The organism is Chryseobacterium vrystaatense, assembly GCF_000737765.1.
Classification (GTDB): domain Bacteria; phylum Bacteroidota; class Bacteroidia; order Flavobacteriales; family Weeksellaceae; genus Chryseobacterium; species Chryseobacterium vrystaatense.
Genome location: NZ_JPRI01000005.1, coordinates 141,103 through 161,337, shown reverse-complemented (window position 1 = coordinate 161,337; position 20,235 = coordinate 141,103). Strand labels below are relative to the sequence as shown.

General features: G+C 36.9%; 18 protein-coding genes. 9 read left to right on the top strand and 9 right to left on the bottom strand.

Annotated elements, in window-relative coordinates; all coding sequences use genetic code 11:
- Positions 1-142 precede the first annotated feature (142 nt).
- The 3 genes from IW16_RS14885 to IW16_RS14875 are packed head-to-tail and all read left to right on the top strand — an operon-like array spanning position 143 to position 2,153.
- On the top strand, positions 143-1,318 hold the full coding sequence (locus IW16_RS14885) for a thioredoxin family protein (RefSeq protein WP_034745776.1): 1,176 nt from the start codon (positions 143-145) through the stop codon (positions 1,316-1,318).
- Complete coding sequence (locus IW16_RS14880; protein ID WP_034745774.1) at positions 1,319-1,942, top strand: DUF3575 domain-containing protein; 624 nt, start codon at positions 1,319-1,321, stop codon at positions 1,940-1,942.
- A gap of 4 nt (positions 1,943-1,946) precedes the next feature.
- Positions 1,947-2,153: a hypothetical protein gene (locus IW16_RS14875; protein WP_034745771.1), complete on the top strand. Its 207-nt coding sequence runs from the start codon at positions 1,947-1,949 to the stop codon at positions 2,151-2,153.
- Between the two features lie 90 nt (positions 2,154-2,243).
- Here IW16_RS14875 and IW16_RS14870 read toward each other — a convergent pair whose 3' ends face one another.
- On the bottom strand, positions 2,244-3,440 hold the full coding sequence (locus IW16_RS14870) for an exo-beta-N-acetylmuramidase NamZ family protein (protein ID WP_034746313.1): 1,197 nt from the start codon (positions 3,438-3,440) through the stop codon (positions 2,244-2,246).
- Positions 3,441-3,444: 4 nt separating this feature from the next.
- Between IW16_RS14870 and IW16_RS14865 the strand changes: the two genes are divergently transcribed.
- Together IW16_RS14865 and IW16_RS14860 are read left to right on the top strand one after the other, a co-directional pair.
- Positions 3,445-4,674 carry an ABC transporter permease gene (locus tag IW16_RS14865; RefSeq protein ID WP_034745768.1) on the top strand — a complete coding sequence of 410 codons (1,230 nt, stop codon included), beginning with the start codon at positions 3,445-3,447 and terminating at the stop codon, positions 4,672-4,674.
- Between the two features lie 243 nt (positions 4,675-4,917).
- Entirely contained in the window at positions 4,918-5,901 is a 984-nt protein-coding gene (locus IW16_RS14860; protein WP_034745765.1) for a PLP-dependent cysteine synthase family protein, read from the top strand.
- A 69-nt stretch (positions 5,902-5,970) separates the two neighbouring features.
- On the opposite strand, the gene IW16_RS14855 is transcribed toward IW16_RS14860, so the two are convergent.
- Genes IW16_RS14855 through IW16_RS14845 form a run of 3 tightly spaced genes read right to left on the bottom strand, consistent with a single transcriptional unit; the run spans position 5,971 to position 7,763 of the window.
- On the bottom strand, positions 5,971-6,498 hold the full coding sequence (locus IW16_RS14855; RefSeq protein WP_034745762.1) for a hypothetical protein: 528 nt from the start codon (positions 6,496-6,498) through the stop codon (positions 5,971-5,973).
- Between the two features lie 44 nt (positions 6,499-6,542).
- The gene (locus IW16_RS14850; RefSeq protein ID WP_034745759.1) at positions 6,543-6,845 is read right to left on the bottom strand and encodes a chaperone modulator CbpM; all 303 of its coding nucleotides are present in this window, start codon (positions 6,843-6,845) and stop codon (positions 6,543-6,545) included.
- A 3-nt stretch (positions 6,846-6,848) separates the two neighbouring features.
- A complete protein-coding gene (locus tag IW16_RS14845; RefSeq protein ID WP_034745756.1) occupies positions 6,849-7,763 on the bottom strand; it encodes a DnaJ C-terminal domain-containing protein in 915 nt (304 codons plus the stop codon).
- Between the two features lie 92 nt (positions 7,764-7,855).
- Between IW16_RS14845 and IW16_RS14840 the strand changes: the two genes are divergently transcribed.
- Both IW16_RS14840 and IW16_RS14835 read left to right on the top strand, forming a co-directional pair.
- Positions 7,856-9,055, top strand: coding sequence for a dicarboxylate/amino acid:cation symporter (locus tag IW16_RS14840; RefSeq protein ID WP_034745753.1), 1,200 nt, complete (start codon positions 7,856-7,858; stop codon positions 9,053-9,055).
- A gap of 28 nt (positions 9,056-9,083) precedes the next feature.
- A complete protein-coding gene (locus IW16_RS14835; protein ID WP_034745751.1) occupies positions 9,084-9,611 on the top strand; it encodes a hypothetical protein in 528 nt (175 codons plus the stop codon).
- Positions 9,612-9,649: 38 nt separating this feature from the next.
- Here the strand turns inward: IW16_RS14835 and IW16_RS14830 are convergent, their stop codons facing one another.
- The 3 genes from IW16_RS14830 to IW16_RS14820 all read right to left on the bottom strand — a co-directional run bounded on the left by IW16_RS14830 (position 9,650) and on the right by IW16_RS14820 (position 13,155).
- Positions 9,650-10,033 (bottom strand): DUF779 domain-containing protein, encoded by a 384-nt coding sequence (locus IW16_RS14830; RefSeq protein ID WP_034745749.1) that lies wholly within the window; start codon positions 10,031-10,033, stop codon positions 9,650-9,652.
- Positions 10,034-10,253: 220 nt separating this feature from the next.
- Positions 10,254-11,288 (bottom strand): alcohol dehydrogenase AdhP, encoded by a 1,035-nt coding sequence (gene adhP / locus IW16_RS14825; RefSeq protein WP_034745747.1) that lies wholly within the window; start codon positions 11,286-11,288, stop codon positions 10,254-10,256.
- Between the two features lie 337 nt (positions 11,289-11,625).
- Positions 11,626-13,155, bottom strand: coding sequence for an aldehyde dehydrogenase family protein (locus tag IW16_RS14820; RefSeq protein WP_034745745.1), 1,530 nt, complete (start codon positions 13,153-13,155; stop codon positions 11,626-11,628).
- A gap of 180 nt (positions 13,156-13,335) precedes the next feature.
- Between IW16_RS14820 and IW16_RS14815 the strand changes: the two genes are divergently transcribed.
- On the top strand, positions 13,336-14,262 hold the full coding sequence (locus tag IW16_RS14815) for an AraC family transcriptional regulator (protein ID WP_034745742.1): 927 nt from the start codon (positions 13,336-13,338) through the stop codon (positions 14,260-14,262).
- Between the two features lie 98 nt (positions 14,263-14,360).
- Here IW16_RS14815 and IW16_RS14810 read toward each other — a convergent pair whose 3' ends face one another.
- Positions 14,361-15,806: a RagB/SusD family nutrient uptake outer membrane protein gene (locus IW16_RS14810; RefSeq protein ID WP_073175132.1), complete on the bottom strand. Its 1,446-nt coding sequence runs from the start codon at positions 15,804-15,806 to the stop codon at positions 14,361-14,363.
- A 4-nt stretch (positions 15,807-15,810) separates the two neighbouring features.
- Positions 15,811-18,807: a SusC/RagA family TonB-linked outer membrane protein gene (locus IW16_RS14805; protein WP_034745738.1), complete on the bottom strand. Its 2,997-nt coding sequence runs from the start codon at positions 18,805-18,807 to the stop codon at positions 15,811-15,813.
- A gap of 455 nt (positions 18,808-19,262) precedes the next feature.
- Here IW16_RS14805 and IW16_RS14800 point away from each other — a divergent pair, with 455 nt between their 5' ends.
- Positions 19,263-20,204, top strand: coding sequence for an alpha/beta hydrolase (locus IW16_RS14800; protein WP_117590650.1), 942 nt, complete (start codon positions 19,263-19,265; stop codon positions 20,202-20,204).
- Positions 20,205-20,235: the final 31 nt, after the last annotated feature.

The window sequence follows — 20,235 nt, the reverse complement described above, 5'->3', positions numbered from 1 at the left end:
GTATTAAACAGGTTTCGGCCTGTTTATTTATTTTAGAAACATACTGTCTGTCTTAAAATTCGTTAATATAGAGGCTGTCGGTATAAATTCGTCGTCTATAATTTGGAAAATAACTATCTTCGCCTACAAATCTAATTTGAAAATGAAGAAGATCATTTCCGGAGTATTTGTTTTCTGCTCTGCCGTTATCATGGCTCAGGAAGCTATACAATTTCAGGAATTACCGTTCAAAGACATTATAGCAAAGGCAAAAAAAGAAAAAAAACTGGTTTTTGTCGATGCTTATACTACATGGTGCGGACCATGCAAGATGATGGAAAAGAACGTATTTACCAAAAAATCTGTCGGGGATTATTTCAATGCTAATTTTGTGAATGCAAGGTTCGATATGGAAAAAGGTGAAGGAAGAGAAATCGCAGCCAAATACGGAGTGCGTTCCTATCCCACTTACCTGTTCCTGAATGGTGAAGGTGAGCTTGTTTCACAAAATACGGGGTATATGGAAGAAAGTATGTTTGTAACTATGGCTCAGGATATCAATTCGCCTGGAAATAAAAAAGGTTCTTTAAAGGAACGTTTTGCCAAAGGAGAAAAAGACCCCGAATTCCTGATCAATATTATGAAGCTGAATTCATCTTCAGATTATGATTTTGCAAAAAAAGCTTCAGAGAGATATTTTGAAAATAAAAAGGCAACCGATGAAATATCAAAAGAAGAAGTAGGACTGCTTCTTTACTTTGTAAAATCAACAGAAGACAATAATTACAAAACATTTACCTCAAGAAAAGCAGACATCATCAAATATCTTCCTGAAGATACTTATAATGAATTCGACAGTCAGCTTAAACTTTCAAAAATTGTAGAGCAATCTATTGACGATAAAAACAAAAGAATAAACGAGGAGTATTTCATGAAGACGGCAGAACCGTTAGTGGGAAAGCAACTCGCACAATCCAAACTAAACCAGACGAAACTCAGTTACTACGAGCAAAATGCCAATTTTCCCGAATTTGAAAAGGCGGCGTTAGAGTATTACCAAAATTCCGATGCATTTGAGCCCAATGAGCTGCTGAGAGCAGCATGGGTATTCGGTGATCATATCAAAAATCCTGCGTCACTAAAGAAAGCCTCAGAATGGGCTGAAAAATCAGTAATGCGCAGTGAAACACCGGAAAACACGTATATTCTTGCAAAGCTCTATTTTCTGACCGGGAATAAGGAGATGGCAAAAACCTACGCTGAAATGTCCAAAAATATGGCAGTTCAGACTGGTAAAGACTCCAAACTCGCAGAAGAATTACTGAAACAAATAAAATAAATGCCAAATCACAAATTTCTTATCACGTCTATAGCACTCCTGTCTTTGGGAATGCTCACAGCTCAGGAACAAGAACAGGAAAAAAGTCTTTACATTAAAGGAAATGCCCTACTGGCTCCCATTGGAGTGATCAATGTTGGTCTTGAAAAACAGCTAACATCAAAAATCACCCTGCAAGGGGATGTCCTTGTATCTCCATGGAAATCTTTTGCAGGACATGAAATGCAGTACTATTCTCTTTCTGTAGAAGGAAGGTACTATTTCAATCAGGCGTTCAGTAAATGGTACGTTGGTGCCAATATAGCAGTATCTGCATTCAATGCTCAGAAATGGAGTTACTGGTCAGACAATCCTATCACTGATGACAGGGGGAAAACATTTATTACTTCCAACCTATACCAAAAGGGATATTCTTTTATTTTAGGAATTACAGGAGGTTACCAATTTAAATTATCTGACCGTTTGAATATGGATATCTATGCAACTGTGGGTTCTTCTCAGGATTTCTACAAAGGATATGACCGCTCAACAGGTGAACGCTATGATTATGCTCAAAAATTTAATAAAAGCGGCGAAATCATCCCATACAGAGGGGGCATTATGATCTCTTATAAATTAAAATAACAGCATGAAACTTTTTGGAAGAAATCATATTATTATATCAGTAATCACTTTTGTGATACTTTTTTTAATGAATTATGTTGGAAATGATCTCCCAGACAAACTGGAAAGAGCATTAATGACCGCTTTCGTTGGAGTCATAGGATTAACCTTAGGACTTATGATTTTCAACAAAGGTAAAAACGATAAAAATCCACCACAGGATTTTGACTGATAAAAAATGAACAACCAATTGTGAATCAGCATTCGTCAGTACAATTTATAACTGAAAGACTGATTCACAATTGGCTGTTTTTTACTAAAATCAGTTTTCGTAACTAATATACTTATTACGAATCTTTTCAAATTTTTCAAGATCGCCTTTCCATGAAGCTTTGATCTCCTGAATCGATTTTCCAGCGATAATCTGCTTTCTAAACTCATCAGTTCCGGCCAGCTTATCGAAGAATAAGTTCTCAAGAAAGAAACTCTGTTGTGGATTTTTATAGCTTTTATAAGACTTTAGCAACCATTCAAGATTCAGCTCTCTAAGATCTTTGGGATAGGTCGATAAATCCTCACCGTAACACAATTTTCCATTAAGGAAAGGATCCTTTGCTCCAAAATTAGGTTTTGGCGTAAACTGATAAGGAAATTCTTTCGTCCAGGGAGATCCGTAAATCTGAAACGGCAGGCTGGTACCTCTTCCTAAGGAAACCTGTGTTCCTTCAAAGAAACAAAGACTTGGATATAGATTAATGGATTTGTCATTCGGAAGATTCGGGGAAGGTTTATCTAAAATAGGATAGCGCTGTTTTTTATGGTAATTTTTCATTGGAATCAGGGTATATTTAGCCTGAACTCCATTTTTCAGCCATTTTTCACCATTAACCATTTTCCCATACTCTCCTATCGTCAGTCCATATACTACAGGAACTTCATGCATTCCCACAAAGCTTGACCATTTCTTTTTTAAAACCGGTCCGTCTGTATAGCCATCATGTGGATTCGGGCGGTCCAGCACCATTATTTCTACATTATTTTCTGCTCCTGCTTCCATCAAATACGCTAAGGTTGAAATATAAGTATAGAATCTTACACCTACATCCTGAATATCAAAAACAACGATATCAATACCTTTTAACTGTTCCGGTTTTGGTTTTTTATTGTTTCCATATAAAGAAATAATAGGGATTCCGGTTTTGGTATCTACACCGTTTTTCACTTTTTCTCCTGCATCTGCATCTCCTCTGAAACCATGTTCCGGAGCGAAGATTGTTTTAATTTTAATATTATTTTTTACTAAAAAATCCACCACATAGCTTTTATCACTCATCAGACCGGTTTGGTTGGTCACCACACCGATGGTTTTATTTTTCAATAACGGCAGATACAGTTCAGATTGGTCTGCTCCGGTTTTGAAATCTGATTTTCCCTGAACCTGAGAATAATATTGGTTGAATACTCCTAAAAAAATTAGGCAAATCAGAAGTAAATTTTTAATTTTGAAATCTAAATTCATAAGCTTGAAGTTTCCTTTATATTTCTCCAGAAAAATAGCGTTTTCCAAAGATAACAAAAATAACCTTTCAAGAGTTATCATCTTCATCGGCAGGCTTTCTGTAGCTTTGGGGATCATTGTTTCTTTGATCACCGTCTCTACGGGCTTCGGTTCGAAAAAGGCCATTAAGGAACGACTGGCGGATTTCAGCGGACACATTACTGTCCGTTCTACACGGTCAAATTCTTCTTACAACACCTCCGTACTTGACAATCAGGGACTGAATATTCAGAAGATTAAAGAATTACCCGATGTAGAAAGTGTTCAGAAGTATGCGACGGTAACGGGAATCATGCGAAATGAGCATAATTTTTCAGGAATTATATTTAAAGGAATTGGAAAGGATTTTGACAGTTTAAGATTCAAAAAATTCCTCGTTGCCGGGACCACTCCAAAAGTAACGGAAAAGGGTTTTAACAATGATGTAACTATTTCACAGAAAGTAGCCAATGACCTTCACCTTAAAGTCAATGACAGCATTGTTACTGTATTTTCAAAAGCTGATCAGAAACCCATCTACCGTAAATTCAGGATCATTGGAATTTACAAAACCGATATTAAAATGATCGACGAGCAGTTCGTTATCGGTGGAATCAATCATGTGCGAAAAATCCAGGAAATGAAGCCTGATGAAATAGGCGGAATCGATATATTCTTTAAAAATGTAAATGATATCGATAAAGATTTTCCGGAAATTGAAAAACTGATCGGTTATAAAAACTATGCTGAAAAAGCAACAGAAAAATTCCCACAGATCAATGACTGGATCAGTATTTTCGACACGAATATTGCACTGATCATTATCATTATGCTGATTGTGGTGGTCATCAATATCATTATGGTCCTTTTAATTCTGATCATTGAAAGAACAAATTCTATCGGACTTCTTAAAACACTGGGTGCAAGCAATTCACAAATACGGGCAACTTTCATTAATTATACATTGATTATCATGATTCCGGGGCTTCTGTATGGTAATGCAATCGGTCTGGGGCTTATTCTGCTTCAGAAATTCTTCGGTATTATAAAGCTTAATCCTGAAAACTATTATGTAAGTACCGTTCCTGTAGATCTTAATCCTGTTGCTATTATTTCCATTTCATTGGGAATTTTGCTTATTTCAGGACTGGCTCTGATTATTCCGAGTTACCTGATCAGCAAGATTTCTCCGGTAAAGGCCATCAAATATAATTAAACGGAATATGTATGAGTGAAAGTTGAATGTTCAATGCTCAATTGGCAATGATCCATTTATTTTACTTTATAAAATTTAAAATTCATAATTAACTTTTATAAAGCACTGAACAGGAAATAATGAATAAACGATTTTAAGTAGAAAAAATCAATTAATCATCCACTATTGACTTTATAAATCATCATCTTTAAATGATTCCGCTAATTTTTAAAGCCTTATCTTTGCACCGCTTATAAACCATTTATGAAATACGCAAAAAATATTCTTGAAACGATAGGGAATACGCCTCTTGTAAAACTGAACAAAGTATTAGGAGAAGACTTTCCTGCATTAGTTTTAGCAAAAGTAGAAACATTTAATCCGGGAAATTCTGTAAAGGACAGAATGGCTCTTAAAATGATAGAAGATGCCGAAAAAGACGGCAGATTAAAACCTGGAGGCACCATTATTGAGGGAACGTCAGGAAATACAGGAATGGGGCTGGCTCTTGCTGCCATAATCAAAGGTTACAAATGTATTTTTGTAACCAATTCCAAACAGTCTAAGGAAAAGTGTGATATCCTTCGTGCTGTAGGAGCAGAAGTTATTGTCTGTCCTACTGACGTAAAGCCTACCGATCCCCGTTCTTACTATTCAGTTTCAAAAAGACTGGCTAAGGAAACAGAAAACGGATGGTATGTGAATCAATATGACAACTTATCCAACAGAACGGCACATTATGAATCTACAGCTCCAGAAATCTGGGAACAGACAGACGGACAACTTACCCATTTTGTAGCAGGTGCCGGAACAGGAGGTACGGTTACAGGCTGTGGAACATTCTTTAAGGAGAAAAATCCGGACATCAAGGTTATTGGTGTGGATACTTACGGTTCTATTCTGAAGGAATTCCATGAGACGGGTGAACTTCATTACGATCATGCTTACACTTATATCACAGAAGGAATCGGAGAAGACATCATTCCTGAAAATTATGATATGTCTGTTATTGATCATTTTGAAAAGGTAACGGATAAAGATGGTGCTATCTACGCAAGAAAACTGGCTAAAGAAGAAGGGATTTTCTGCGGATATTCTGCAGGAAGTGCAATTGCTTCATTGATTCAGATGAAAGATCAGTTCACAAAAGATGATGTGATTGTTGTTCTTCTTCATGACCATGGTTCAAGATATGTAGGAAAAATCTACAATGACGAGTGGATGAAGGAAATGGGCTGGCTTGACTAATCCAAAGACGAAGAGGGCAGATTAGCCTTTTTATATAAAAGAAAAATCAGAGCGTTTGCTCTGATTTTTTTATGGTTTTATGTTTTTCTTTACTGCCTGTTTAAGCGTTTCATAGTCTCCCTTATTCATTGCTTTTTTAGGGAACATATAATTGAATTTCCCCTCTAAAGAAATGAATTCATTGTTGACATCAAAGTCCTTAAAATCTTCCCATTTGCTGAGCTCTTCCTGATGATTAAGATTAACATTAAAAATCTCATCATTAAATGTAATTTCATAAATTCTGGAATCTTCCAGAGATTTTAAATATCTGTTAACTTCTTTTTTCCATCTTGAAACTTTATTGATGCTTAACGAAAGATATACTGTACAAAGCAGAAATAAAAAGCTCACGAAGTATAAAATCCCAAATTTCTCTTTGCTTAAATCATCTTTGAAAAAAAACAGAATCAACAGGATTAATCCCATTACAATGGTAGTCACCGTTTTTCCCCTGGTCGTTGGTGAAAAAAATAAGCTGCCCTGCTGACCGTTGAAATAAATTTCTTCGAAATCCTTTCTGTTAACATTTAATTTGATGACTTTCCCTGCGTTCATTTCTCAGAAATATTTAGTTTGTTTTAAAGATGTACAAAACTAAATTAAATATCTTCATATTGATCACTTATAGCAGAAAGTTTCTTCATTAAATCACGATTTCTCTGCTTCAAATCTTCCATTTTTCTAAGCATATCATTAATGACTTCCAAACCGGGAAGATTAATTTCCAGATCATAATGCCAATTGGTCAGCTTCTCAAAAACAGGCAGATCCTCATAGAGTATATATCGGGTTTCATTTTCGGTTTGTATATTCAACAGTCCAAAATCGACCAGTTCATCAAAGAAAGTGATTTCTATATTGTATATTTTTACGAGTTCTTCTCGCGATATTCTTTCACTCATGGCTTAGGAATTTTTAAGTTGTTCAAAAAGTTCTTTCTGCTTGTCGGTAAGATCCGTAGGTAATTTCACTTCATAAGTCACAAAAAGATCTCCTGACTGCCCTTCTTTTTTATACACTGGAAAACCTTTTCCTTTCAGTCTTACCGTTGTTCCGCTTTGTGTTTCGGGTTTTACCTTAAGACTGACACTTCCATCCAGTGTATTTACTTTCACATCCCCTCCCAAAACAGCCGTATAGAGATCAATCGAAACCTTGGTTTTCAGATCATCCCCTACTCTTTCAAAATCGGGATCAACAGGAATATTAAATGTGATGTACAAATCTCCGTTTGGCCCTCCATTAAAACCTGGATTTCCGTGACCTTTAAGTTTGATTTGCTGTCCGTCGTACACGCCTGCCGGAATCGTGATTCTCACTTTTTTACCATTAATTTCAAAAGTCTGCGGATGGGTTTGAGCAGCATCTTTTAAATTCAGATTCAGTTCGGCATGAACATCCTGACCCTTAAACTTCCCTGAAGAGCTTCCTCTCGAATTTTTCCCGAAACCTCCGCCAGCACTACCAAACATACTTTGGAAAAAATCTGAGAAATCTTCGCCCTCCCCAAAATCAGCACCGGAAAATCCGCCACCGCCATAGTTTTGCTGCTGGTACTGCCTCTGTTGCTGCTGAGCTTTTTCATACTCTTCACCATGTTTCCAGTTTTCTCCGTATTTATCATATTTTGTACGGTTTTCAGTATTACTGAGAACTTCATTCGCTTCATTCAGTTCTTTGAATTTCCGCTCTGCTTCTTTGTCACCTGGATTAAGATCAGGATGTAGCTTTCTGGCCATCTTACGGTAAGCCTTTTTGATGTCATCCTGTGTTGCGCTTTTATCTACGCCTAAAATTTTATAGTAATCTATATAAGCCATAGAATCGATATTTACTCAAATTTATGAAATTTGCTCCTGACAATTATATAAGAGAATGTTAAAAATAAACCTATCTTTGATAAAAAGCTTGAATGAAAGAGGTACTGAAAAACTACTCAGGAATTATACTTTTACTTTTAGGAATCACTGTAGGAAGCATTATTGGCATAACTGCACCTGGTATTGTGGAATACATTAAGCCGCTGGGTGATATTTTTCTTAACCTTCTTTTTGTGAGTGTGGTACCCCTGGTATTTTTTGCCGTTTCCAATTCTATTGCTTCTTTGGAGCAACAGTCTAAGTTTGGTAAAATCATTTTGGTGATGTCTTTTACCTTTCTGTTCTTTATTCTGACTGCAGCAATTTTTACGATATGTGCAGTTTATGTATTTCCTGTTTCTGGAGTTTCGGGAAGTTCGGAAATAGTTTCAGAAGCGGCTAGTGAAGACAGCTGGGGCAACAGGATCGTAAGTTTCTTCACTGTTGGAGAATTTACGCAGTTGTTTTCAAGACAAAATATGCTGGCACTTCTTATTTTTGCTTTTATGACTGGTTTTGCAGCGCGCAAAGCTGGCGAAAAAGGGCAGCCGTTCAGGATATTTATCGCCTCAGGATATGAAGTGATGAAGGAACTTCTTTTATTGATTATGAATCTGGCACCTATTGGTCTTGGAGCTTATTTTGCTTTTCAGGTTGCCACTTTGGGACCTCAGCTTTTTGGATTCTATGCTAAACCTTTAGGACTTTATTATATTTTAGGAATCGTTTATTTCTTTGTATTCTTTTCTCTGTATGCTTTTATGGCAGATGGACAAAAGGGTATTAAAAGTTTCTGGAAAAATGCAGTCTACCCTACTTTAACGGCTCTTAGTACCTGCAGCAGTTTTGCCACTATGCCCGCGAATTTACAGGCCGCTTCAAAAATTGGTATTCCCAATTCTATTGCCAATCTGGTTATTCCCATAGGAACGACGCTGCATAAGAATGGATCTTCTATGTCCTCTATTATCAAAATATATGTGGCTTTTCTGATTATTGGGAAAGACTTTTTCGATCCTGCCAATCTGTTGCTTGCTTTAGGAATCACTGTTTTTGTAAGTATTGTGGCTGGAGGAATTCCAAACGGAGGCTATATCGGTGAAATGCTGATGATCTCGGTTTACAAATTACCACAGGAAGCTATCCCGGCCGTTATGATTATCGGAACGTTGGTAGATCCTTTAGCAACTGTTTTGAATGCAGTAGGAGATATTGTCGCAGCCATGTTTGTTAACCGGTTTGTAAAAGTCTGATTTTAATTTCAAAACCCTCTTTTACAAAATGAATCCACTTTTAAAAACGATAGGCTTATATGATAAGTCTAACCTTGAAATCAATACGCAGAGGTCTGAGCTGGTTCAGAACCTGTTGAAAATCACTTACGGGACCAATAGATCGTTTATATCGCTGGTTAAAGATTCTACCATTCCAACAAGATTTGAATATCGGGGAATAATTGATGAAAACAGCTTTACCATTAAAAAAAGAAGGCATTTTTTGGATCTCAATATATATTATCCCGTGATTAAAGGAAGTATGTTTGATAAAAATAACATAACCAAAGCTTCTGTAGAATATATCCCTTCTTTTTTGCAGATGTTCACCTTTATACTTTTGTTGTGCTTTTTCTTATTGGCAATAACTGTGACTATAAAAAATGGCGGTCAGGATCTTGCTTTTTTAGCAGTCTCATCTCTAATGACAGGAGCTCAATATTTCAATGTAAGAAGAGGAATCATAAGAGAAAAACAAGACTTTGAAAAAGAGATGAAGGACATTACTCAAAAATATGCTCCCACCATGCACTAAGATCCACTCGTTCTGCCCGGATCTTTATCTATAGAATTCTATTCACTTCGTTTTACAGGTTCCAGATTTTCATATTCATCTTTGGTGAAGAGCCTGTAGTGAACTTTGAAGGTTTTACCTAAAGGAGTTTCCAGGGAGAATCCTCCGGGGCCGAATCCATCTGTCACATCGAGTGTAAAGTGTGAGTATTTCCAGTATTCGAATAAATCGCGGTCTATCCAGAATTCATGACCATTAATGGTTCCGATCATTGCATCATTCATTCTGGGAAAAAATCCTCCTTTTTCAAAACATTGCGGCTGAGTGCCTTCGCAACATCCGCCTGCCTGATAAAACATCAATGCCCCATACTTATCTTCCAGTTGATAAATAACATCTAGTGCTTTTTCTGTTGCTGATAATCTGGATATTGTTGTTTCCATTTTTTTGTTTTAATTAAAAAAGTTTGTTTGTATTAAGATACGAAGATTTTGATTAACGTTTATTCTCTTGTCTGCCTGTTTTTTAAAGCGCAAAATTGGATCTCACTTTATTTTCGGGAGTAATCTCAAAAAAATGCATATTCCTGAAATAGTATTTCTTTTCTGATTAGGATAAAAATCCGGCAGAATGATTCCGCCGGACCCATTAACTCATGATCATTTAATTTGATCCGGCAATATCGAGTACGATTCTGCCGTCTATCTGTCCTTTCTTCATTTTATCAAAAACATCATTGATATCTTCAAGTTTTGCAGAGGTTACCGTTGCTTTTACAAGACCTTCGTTCGCGAAATCCAGCGCTTCCTGAAGATCTTTTCTAGTTCCTACAATAGAGCCTCTCACGGTTATTCTCTTTAATACGGTTTCGAAGATCGGGAGTTCAAAAGATCCGGGAGGAAGTCCGTTAAGCGCTATTGTCCCTTTTCTTCTCAGTACATCTATTCCCTGCTTAAAAGCAATTGGGGACACTGCTGTAATCAGTGCTCCATGCATCCCACCTACTTCTTTATGCAGATACTGCCCAGGGTCTGTGGTTTTTGCATTGACTACCAGATCAGCTCCTAATTTTTTGGCAAGTTCCAGTTTATCATCTGATACATCAATGGCTGCTACATGCATTCCCATCGCTTTGGCATACTGCACTGCTACATGTCCCAATCCTCCTATTCCTGAGATCGCTACCCATTCACCGGGTTTTGTTTCTGTCTCTTTCAAGCCTTTATAAACGGTTACTCCTGCACACAGAATCGGTGCAATTTCCAAAAAGTTGACATCTGATTTTAAATGTCCTACATATCTTGAATCTGCAATCACATATTCTGCAAACCCTCCATCTACACTATATCCTCCATTTTTCTGCGCTTCACATAGTGTCTCCCAACCAGTTATACAGTAATCACAACATCCGCAGGCACTGTACAGCCATGGAACTCCTACGGCATCACCTTCTTTTACCTGTGCTTCGGGCCCGCATGCTACTACGATTCCCACTCCTTCGTGTCCGGGAATCAGGGGCATTTTGGGTTTTGCGGGCCAATCGCCATCCACAGCATGTAAATCTGTATGACAGACTCCACAGGCAATGACTTTTACCAGTACTTCATATCTTCCAGGTACTTTTACCGGAACTTCTTCTATTCTTAGCGGCTGTCCATAGCCCTGAACTACGGCAGCTTTCATTGTTTTTGGGATCATATTTTATGAGTTTAGTTTTTGGTTAAAATGATTTTTGAGTGGTCAATGGTCAATTGTGAATCTTACAATCTATCATCCACTATTGACCTGCAAAGGAAATTTGCCCTTTCATATTAAAGTTTCGAATTTTAATTCCCCTGACGGCAGCAGAATTCCTGCTCACCTGAACTATTTCAGATAAGGACAACCAGTTTCTGCGTGAGGGATGGGAAGGGCGGCGAGGAACGAGCCGGTGCGGAATGAAATGGAGCACCGAAACGAAGTGAAGCTCTGGAACAGCCCGACCGTTTTGCCCCGGCTCTGCCGGGGCAAACGGGCACGCCCTAATATTTAAAAATTAAAAGAAACCTAATTTGTTTTTGTTGTAGGAGATCAGCATATTTTTAGTCTGACGGTAATGGTCAAGCATCATTTTATGATTTTCTCTACCAATCCCCGACTGCTTGTATCCTCCAAATGGTGCTCCTGCCGGATAAGAGTGGTACTGATTGACCCAAACCCTTCCTGCCTGAATCTGACGCGGAACATTATACAACTGATGTGCATCTCTTGTCCAGACACCTGCACCAAGTCCATAGATGGTATCATTGGCAATCTTTACCGCTTCTTCTTCGTCTTTGAAAGTGGTGAACGCCAATACAGGGCCGAAGATCTCTTCCTGAAAGATTCTCATTCTGTTGTTTCCTTTGAAAATAGTCGGCTGGATATAGAATCCGTCCTCTAAATTCTCTCCTACATTGTTGACATCTCCTCCCACAAGAACTTCCGCTCCTTCTTCTTTTCCGAGCTGGATATAGGAAAGAATTTTATCTTTCTGGATCTGGGAAGCCTGAGCGCCCATCATGACTGTTTTGTCAAGTGGGTTTCCAACTTTGATGGCTTTCACTCTTTCCACTACTTTTGCGATAAATGCATCTGCAATATCTTCCTGAACGAGCAGTCTTGAAGGACATGTACAGATCTCACCCTGATTAAGGGCAAAAAGAACTGCTCCTTCAATTGCTTTATCAAGGAACTCATCATCTGCATCCATTACTGAACTGAAGAAAACGTTTGGAGATTTCCCACCTAATTCGAGGGTCACAGGAATAATATTTTCTGTTGCATACTGCATCACCAGACGTCCTGTAGCTGTAGAACCTGTGAATGCTGCTTTTGCTACTTTAGGATTCGTTACTAACGCTCTTCCTAATTCTGCTCCGAAGCCGTTCACAATATTGATCACTCCTGCAGGTAATAAATCACCGATAATTTCCATTAAAACCAAAATGGAAACGGGAGTACTTTCTGCCGGTTTCAATACCACGCAGTTTCCTGCTGCCAATGCCGGAGCCAGTTTCCACACCGCCATTAATATTGGAAAGTTCCACGGAATGATTTGTGCGATTACACCCAGCGGCTCGTGAACGATTAGAGAAACAGTGTCTTTATCGAGTTCGTTATGAGAACCTTCATCTGCACGGATCACGGAAGCAAAATATCTAAAATGATCTATAGCAAGCGGTAAATCTGCAGCTAAAGTTTCTCTGACAGCTTTTCCGTTGTCTATGGTTTCTACAATAGCAAGATATTCCAGATTCTGTTCGATCCTGTCTGCAATCTTATTCAGAATGATACTTCTTTCTGTAGAAGAAGTATTTTTCCAGGTTTGGAATGCTTTATCTGCAGCAGTCACTGCCAGTTCCAAATCTTCTTTTGAAGAATGCGCTACCTGGGTGAAATTTTTACCATTAACCGGTGAAACTACATTGAAGTACTGTCCGTTAACCGGAGGAGTAAATTTGCCGTCAATATAATTATCATATTTATTTTTGAATTCAGGCCACTGGAATGCGGTATCTGATTTCGGTTCTGTCATAGTGCTCATATTAATATAATTTTAATTGTTTCGTAATGCCAAGTTACATTTACAAATGAAAAAGCAATAGCACAATCGTATAAAAAAACACTAAAATAGTATAGTTGTTCAATTTTATCATTTTATTAACAACAGGGTCTGTCTAAATTTTATATATTTGAGTTATTGGGTTTTACAAAATGTTTAGAAATGAATAACAATAATAAATTTTTATTAAATACTCCGGAATTAAAGAAGGAAAACCAGTTATTGAACCTTGTTGAAAACCAGACAAAATTCAATCTAAACAACTGTGAATTCAGCATATACGAGACTCATAAAGCAGCATTTGGCGTAAAACTTCACTTTGAGAATATTGCTTTTACAGCAATGCTGAGAGGCAAAAAACATATGAAACTGGAAAACAAATCGAATTACTTTGATTATTTTCCAGGAGAGAGTGTTTTGGTTGCACCCGGTGAAACGATGGTCATTGATTTTCCGGAAGCAGATGAAGCCCCAACCCAATGTATTTCTTTAAGTCTTAATCCTGATTTTATAGAGGATTCTCTTAATTATCTCAACTACCGTCTTCCCAAAGTGGATGAAACTTCCCAGTGGAATATTCAACTGGATGAGTTTTTTCTCTTCAACAACCAATCTTTAGCCTCTGCAACAAATAATATCATGAGAATTGCCATGGATGATAATTCCCAAAAAGATATTATGGCAGATTTTGCATTGAAAGAGCTTTTGATCAGGCTGATGCAGACCCAGGCCAGAGGTATGGTAGAAAAAAATATTGCTAAAAATAAATCCAGAATAGGTTTTGCAGTAGATTATATCCGAAAAAACCTACACCAAAAACTATCTATTGACAGTATTGCCAAACTGGCTTATGTAAGCAAATCGAATTTCTTTAAGATGTTCAGGGATGAATTGGGAACTTCTCCCAACGATTTTATTTTGCAGGAAAGGATCAACAGAGCCAAAGAATTGCTGGCAGGGCAGAACAGTATTAAGGAAACTGCTTATCAAACAGGGTTTTCGGATACCAATTATTTTACGAGAGTATTTAAACAGCTTGTAGGGGTGACACCGAAGAGTTATCAGAATAAGATGTTCTTTATTGAATAATACTTAATAAACCATTCTTTTAAATTTATCGTATTACATAAAAAGAAAAGCGACTGTTTATTTCTAAACAGTCGCTTTTTAGCTTTTAAAATAATAAATTAAGGATTTTGCTTTACGCTTGGATTTGCTAATATTTCTGCTTGAGGAATTTGGTAGGTAAATCTAAGATCTCCTGCAGGAATATTTAATTTACCAGACAGTAGAACATGATTACTTCCAATGTAATTTCTTTCCAAAGCTATATTTAATCTTTTCATATCAGTCCAAGCACAGCCTTCACCCCATAACTCTATTCTTTTTTGCAATAGAATCTCATCAATTAATGCAGTTCCACTCACAATTACAGTATAAGACGGATTTCTTTTAGTACTAATTTCACTTAAAACAGCTTTTGCCTGATCTTCATTTCCTAATCTCCCTAAGGCTTCAGCTTCAATATAGTACATTTCTGATGCTCTCATATAGATATAATCCCCCCCTTGACCAATAGATTGATCTCGAAATTTAATATTGGCATACTTGGGTAAACTTTTATAAGGTGCAGCTCCGTTAGATGCCTGATATGCTTTTCTTCTAAAATCTGTATCAGGAATTGCATCATACAATCTTTTATCAATTGCCTTAATAAAACCTAATCCTCCTGCATATCCACTAGGATCCGTATTATCAAAGTGCGCAAAGAAACTCGCTACAAAAGAAGTTGTTGCTTCGGAGATAATTCCTCCCCACATTGCATCTGGACTTCCTTGAAGATCATAAAACCCATCAAGCCACTGACTTTCTGTTGGTTGAACATATGGTTGTCTTGCAGCATTAGCCATTTCTGCAGCCTTAGTATAATTCCCCATTTCCAGGGCTATCTCAGCATAGAATGCCTGAGCAATACTTAAATCAACCTTTTCCTTATTCTGTCGTTTATATCCATCTAAATTAATCAATGCCTTATCTAGGTCAGCAACAATTTGTTTGTATACAATATCAACAGTAGAGCGCGGTTTTCCTACTAGAGTAACTTCTGTATATAAAGGAATGCAGTCATCCGATACATGTCCCACATATGTTGGACCAAAAACACGGGCCAACATAAAATGAAAATATCCTCTTAACGCCAAAGCTTGACCATAAATTGCTTTATTCTCAGGAGTTATCCCATTTTTATCAATAGAAGTAATCACCTTATTCACTGCTTTAATTTGCTGATAATAGGTATTCCAGATCATTGTCGTTTTAGAACTAGACTGAATTCTTCCTGTATAGTTATAATAATCTCCGAACCAACTTCCTCTTGTTTGCACCATATCATTTGACATCATGTCCATTGCTGAAAGTACTGCTTTATGTCCAAAAGCTTCATGCGAGGAACTTGATAAGCCGTAGGTATGAAGGCTGGTGTAAACACCATTAATAAGCCCCTGTAAGGCAGTTGGCGATGTCTCTATTTGCGACTCGTTCATTGTTGACTCCAAATCGGTGTTCAAGTAATCACTACTGCACCCTGTAAGTATTAAAGTGGAACAAAATAATAGTCCGAATATTTTTTTCATTTTATTAAAATTTAACAGTTAAGCCAAAAGAAATTGTTCTCTGAGCTCCATATTTATTTGTTGAAGTACCATTATTGCCTAATGAATTGCCTAAAGTATTTAAACGGGGATCCATTCCTTTTCTTTTTGACCAAAGAGCTAGGTTAGTACCATATACACCAAACGATAGCCCGGAAATACCCTCAGGCAATACATTATTTGTTAGATCATAAGTAATTGATGCGTCTTCAAGACTGATGTAATCTGACTTGATTAAGAATAAATCGGAAGCCTCCATATTATATCGTCTCACTCTATCAACTGCTGGCAGAGAAGCAGAAGTATTTGTAGGAGTCCATGTATTATAAATATCTTTGTGGAAGTTTGTAACATCACCCGATCCTCTTGAACGAAGCATTCCGGCATAGATACTATCATACATATATCCGCCAAACTGATATCCGAAATTCACAGAAACATTAATTCCCTTATATCCGACTTTAGTACCAAATCCTCCGTAAAATTTAGGGTTAGCACTTTTATCTAATGAATATAAAGTTGCGTTCGCATAATCCTCAGTAGTTTTTTGCCCTGTAACATTACCATTAGCATCTTTAATATCTACATACCATGCTGCATTACCATTGCTAGAATTTACTCCCGCAAATTTTCTCATGTAGTAAGTATATGCTTCCTTACCTTCATCAAACTTAAACAGTCCTGATGTAAAAGAACTTGGTAAATAAGTAATTTTATTTTTATAATAGGTACTGTTTCCATAAACTGTCCAGTTAAAATTCTTACCTTTTACAATATCTGCAGAAAGGTTTAATTCTACCCCTGTATTTTTCATATCACCAATATTTCTAGTGATAAAAGCAGTTCCTGTAGATAATGCCAAAGGAAAGTTAAACAATAAGTCATCTACTTTTCTTTGGAAATATTCAACATCAAGATTAATTCTATTGAAAAGTTCTAATTCAAAACCTGTATTGAAGCTCTTGGAAGTTTCCCATTTGATATCTTTATTTCCTACATACACTTGTACGATAGAAGTATTTCCTCCCGCATCAGGAATATTTTCATATTGATCTTGGTAAGCTTTATAATTTCTTCCAAACCCAAAATAACTTCTGTGGTTCATTGTTACTGAAGCTGGATAGAACAATGCATCATTTCCCTGTTCTCCGTAACTTGCTTTAAGTTTTAAACTCGTAATTGCTTTATTACCTTTTAAGAAATTTTCATTTGAAGCCATCCAAGCACCCCCCAAACCAAAGAAGTTACCCCATCTATTCTCTGGGCTGAAAATAGAGGAAGCATCTCTTCTAAAACTGGCATTTACAAAATATTTATTTGCATAGCCATAGTTGAACCTTGACAGGAAGCCTTCAACGGAGTAGTTATCATTAAAACCATTTAAGTCAGAAAATCTAGATCCATTACTTGCATTGGTCAACCCGGGAATTACTAAATTTGTTCTTGTACCAGAAAGCATTTTCGCTTTATAATCATTATTTTCATGACCAATCAAAACATCAATGTTATGCTTCCCAAAGTTCTTTTTCCATGATAGCAACTGCTGGTTATTAAACGTCTGCTCAAAGGAAGTTGAAGACCTGATTTCACCATTATAACTTACGTAATCTCCACCTAAATTATTTCCATAACCATTATAATGACCGTCTACGACATCCATACCAAAGTTATAAGTAAAATTAAATCCATCAAAGAAATTCCAAGATAAACTAGCTCTACCATTTATGTTGTCTTCAACATTTCTAATTTGATCCAGCTGCGCCTTAGCATAAGCATTCAATCCACCTCCGTAAGGCCTTGCCAAACCCATTCCATTTACATTTTCCAGAGTACCAAAATCATACATTTGGCCACTGCTATTATATTTAAAACTTCCGTCAGCATTTCTAGCCCAAATTGGATAAATAGGTGCTATATTTCTTCCCCATCCTATCAAATTAGAATACTGACTGCTACTTGATTGAGAATTTGGAGAAGATTGATCTGATCTGGTATAATTTATCGAAGTATTTAATTTAAGCTTATCTGTAATTTGATAATCAACCTTTGAACGCCCTGTAAATCTCTTAAATCCAGAATTTAATAAAAACCCCTTATCATCTAAATAACCTACTGAAAAATAAGTACTTAATTTATCAGAACCAGCTTGGAGACTAACATTATATTCCTGTCTAACACTTGGTTTAAACATCTCTTTCTGCCAATCATCTTGATATAGAAGCTTAGCATTTGGATTAAGCCTTCCAGTAGTAGGATCAACCAACTGATCGTTTGCTACATTAAAATTATTATAGCCTAATCCTTCGGTTCCATCAATCAAATCCGAAGCAGCAGCAGCAGAAGCATCCGCGTAAGTCATTCCTGAAAAAACATTTCCGACTCTTAATCTTTCGAAATAAACCTGATAAAATTCTCCCGGGTCTCTTATTAGATCATATTCTTTTACAGCTCTTGAGTTTACTCCAAATTTGGTATCAAAGGTAATGTTCATTTTCCCTTTTTTACCCCTCTTCGTTGTAATCATAACAACTCCGTTTGCACCTCTACTTCCGTATAATGCACTAGCAGATGCATCTTTAAGGAATGTAATACTTTCAATGTCATTATTGTTCAAAGAGTTAATATTCCCACCAAAGGGCATTCCATCTACAACATATAACGGATTGTTAGAAGATGACAATGATCCCAGACCTCTAAATCTAACCTGTGGAGGGTCACCAGGTTGTCCCGAATTTGTAGTAATCTGTACCCCGCCAATTTTACCGGATAGCGATGTGATCATGTTACTTGATTGAACATTAGCAAGTTCTTTCGCATCAATTTTAGTAACTGATCCTGCAATTGCTTCTCTTTTTTGTTTACCAAAAGCAACCACAACAACCTCATCTATTTTAACAGTATCTTTAGGGATAGTTTGTGCAAAAGCTGCCTGCCCTACAAAAAACAATGCCCCGGCACTTAACACACGTAATTTTACATTCATGTTTTTAATTTTAACATTAATGAAGCAAATATGTTAATTAGCTTTAACAAAGTCAAAATTCAAAACACTGACAAACAACATATTATAGAGTAATATATTAATCATAAAAAAGAAAATCACAGGTAATTAAAAACCATATCCACTAAAATGACAAAAAGCATCACGTAAAAAATAGCTCCTGTTGAATTTTAATCATTAAAAAAAATATGGGAAGCCTAAAACAAAATCAGTAAAACAGCAAATAAAATTAAACAGATACGGTGTATGAGCAAAAAATATGAAGTCAAGCCACTGGCCACTGACCGGTAAAAGTCAATATTTAAATGGTAAATAAGCCAAAAACAAAGCATAAAATACCTGATAACTGAAAAATGTTCCCACAACTCGATTTTCTTTTATGATTTATTAAGAGGTTACAACGGGCAGATTGTTTAAATTTATTTTAAAATACATCTATGAAACCGCTCATTGTTCTTATGATTTTATTGTTTACTAGCGAGAACCCATATAAAGCCCAGATCTCAGAGCAGAAGTTTCAGATTGCTCCGGATTTGGAACAGATTGATTTATGGGCTGGTAAGATGCCTGATGGTTCCGGCCCGCATGGAGCTGAAATCATCACTTCTAAAGGTTCTTTAACCCATGTTTCAAAACCGCGGCTAATTGTTCATCAGCCTTCACATCCTAACGGAACTGCTATTCTGGTGATCAGCGGTGGCGGATATGCCCATATTGAACTTGGAAAAGAAAGTACCCCAACAGCCAGCTGGCTTCAGTCAGAGGGTGTAACCGCTTTTGAACTCATTTACAGGCTTCCTCAGGAAAACTGGAAAACAGCTGATGTCCCTTTTGAAGATGCACAAAGAGCCATACGCCTGATCCGAAGTCTTGCGCAGAAATATAAAATCGATGAAGATAAAATAGGAGTACTCGGTTTTTCTGCCGGAGGACATTTAGCAGGTTTTACAGCAGCACAACCTCATAAGAAACTCTACTCCCCTATTGATACCATAGATTCCATATCAGCCAAACCTGATTTTGCAGGACTGATCTATCCTGTTATTTCGATGCTGCCACCCAATAATAAAACCCATTCAAGAAAAAGTATTCTTGGAGATACTTCTTCTGTTTCCAAAGAAACTGCGTTTTCGGTAGAAAAACAGGTCAGTTCAAATATGCCTGTCACTTTTATAGCGCAGGCACTTGATGATCCAATCTCTTCTTTTGATAACAGTTTATTGCTGTATTCATCTTTACGCCAGGTTAACGTCCCTGCTGAAATGCATCTTTTTCAAACAGGCGGACACGGCTGGGGATTAGGTAAAAAAGGAAGTCCTGTTGCCGCATGGCCTGAGCTTTTCAAAACCTGGGCTAAGGATAATGGTTTTTGGAAGTAATAAAAACAACCGCTGTTGAATACAGCGGTTG

What these genes read in the sequence shown, in the direction of transcription:
- IW16_RS14875 (WP_034745771.1), top strand. Translation starts at nt 1,947, where the DNA reads ATGAAACTTTTTGGAAGAAATCATATTATTATATCAGTAATCACTTTT.
- IW16_RS14815 (WP_034745742.1), top strand. Translation starts at nt 13,336, where the DNA reads ATGAATAACAATAATAAATTTTTATTAAATACTCCGGAATTAAAGAAG.
- IW16_RS14800 (WP_117590650.1), top strand. Translation starts at nt 19,263, where the DNA reads ATGAAACCGCTCATTGTTCTTATGATTTTATTGTTTACTAGCGAGAAC.
- IW16_RS14845 (WP_034745756.1), bottom strand. Translation starts at nt 7,763, where the DNA reads ATGGCTTATATAGATTACTATAAAATTTTAGGCGTAGATAAAAGCGCA.
- IW16_RS14870 (WP_034746313.1), bottom strand. Translation starts at nt 3,440, where the DNA reads ATGAATTTAGATTTCAAAATTAAAAATTTACTTCTGATTTGCCTAATT.
- IW16_RS14840 (WP_034745753.1), top strand. Translation starts at nt 7,856, where the DNA reads ATGAAAGAGGTACTGAAAAACTACTCAGGAATTATACTTTTACTTTTA.
- IW16_RS14835 (WP_034745751.1), top strand. Translation starts at nt 9,084, where the DNA reads ATGAATCCACTTTTAAAAACGATAGGCTTATATGATAAGTCTAACCTT.
- IW16_RS14885 (WP_034745776.1), top strand. Translation starts at nt 143, where the DNA reads ATGAAGAAGATCATTTCCGGAGTATTTGTTTTCTGCTCTGCCGTTATC.
- IW16_RS14855 (WP_034745762.1), bottom strand. Translation starts at nt 6,498, where the DNA reads ATGAACGCAGGGAAAGTCATCAAATTAAATGTTAACAGAAAGGATTTC.
- IW16_RS14880 (WP_034745774.1), top strand. Translation starts at nt 1,319, where the DNA reads ATGCCAAATCACAAATTTCTTATCACGTCTATAGCACTCCTGTCTTTG.
- adhP (WP_034745747.1), bottom strand. Translation starts at nt 11,288, where the DNA reads ATGATCCCAAAAACAATGAAAGCTGCCGTAGTTCAGGGCTATGGACAG.
- IW16_RS14850 (WP_034745759.1), bottom strand. Translation starts at nt 6,845, where the DNA reads ATGAGTGAAAGAATATCGCGAGAAGAACTCGTAAAAATATACAATATA.
- IW16_RS14810 (WP_073175132.1), bottom strand. Translation starts at nt 15,806, where the DNA reads ATGAAAAAAATATTCGGACTATTATTTTGTTCCACTTTAATACTTACA.
- IW16_RS14830 (WP_034745749.1), bottom strand. Translation starts at nt 10,033, where the DNA reads ATGGAAACAACAATATCCAGATTATCAGCAACAGAAAAAGCACTAGAT.
- IW16_RS14820 (WP_034745745.1), bottom strand. Translation starts at nt 13,155, where the DNA reads ATGAGCACTATGACAGAACCGAAATCAGATACCGCATTCCAGTGGCCT.
- IW16_RS14860 (WP_034745765.1), top strand. Translation starts at nt 4,918, where the DNA reads ATGAAATACGCAAAAAATATTCTTGAAACGATAGGGAATACGCCTCTT.
- IW16_RS14805 (WP_034745738.1), bottom strand. Translation starts at nt 18,807, where the DNA reads ATGAATGTAAAATTACGTGTGTTAAGTGCCGGGGCATTGTTTTTTGTA.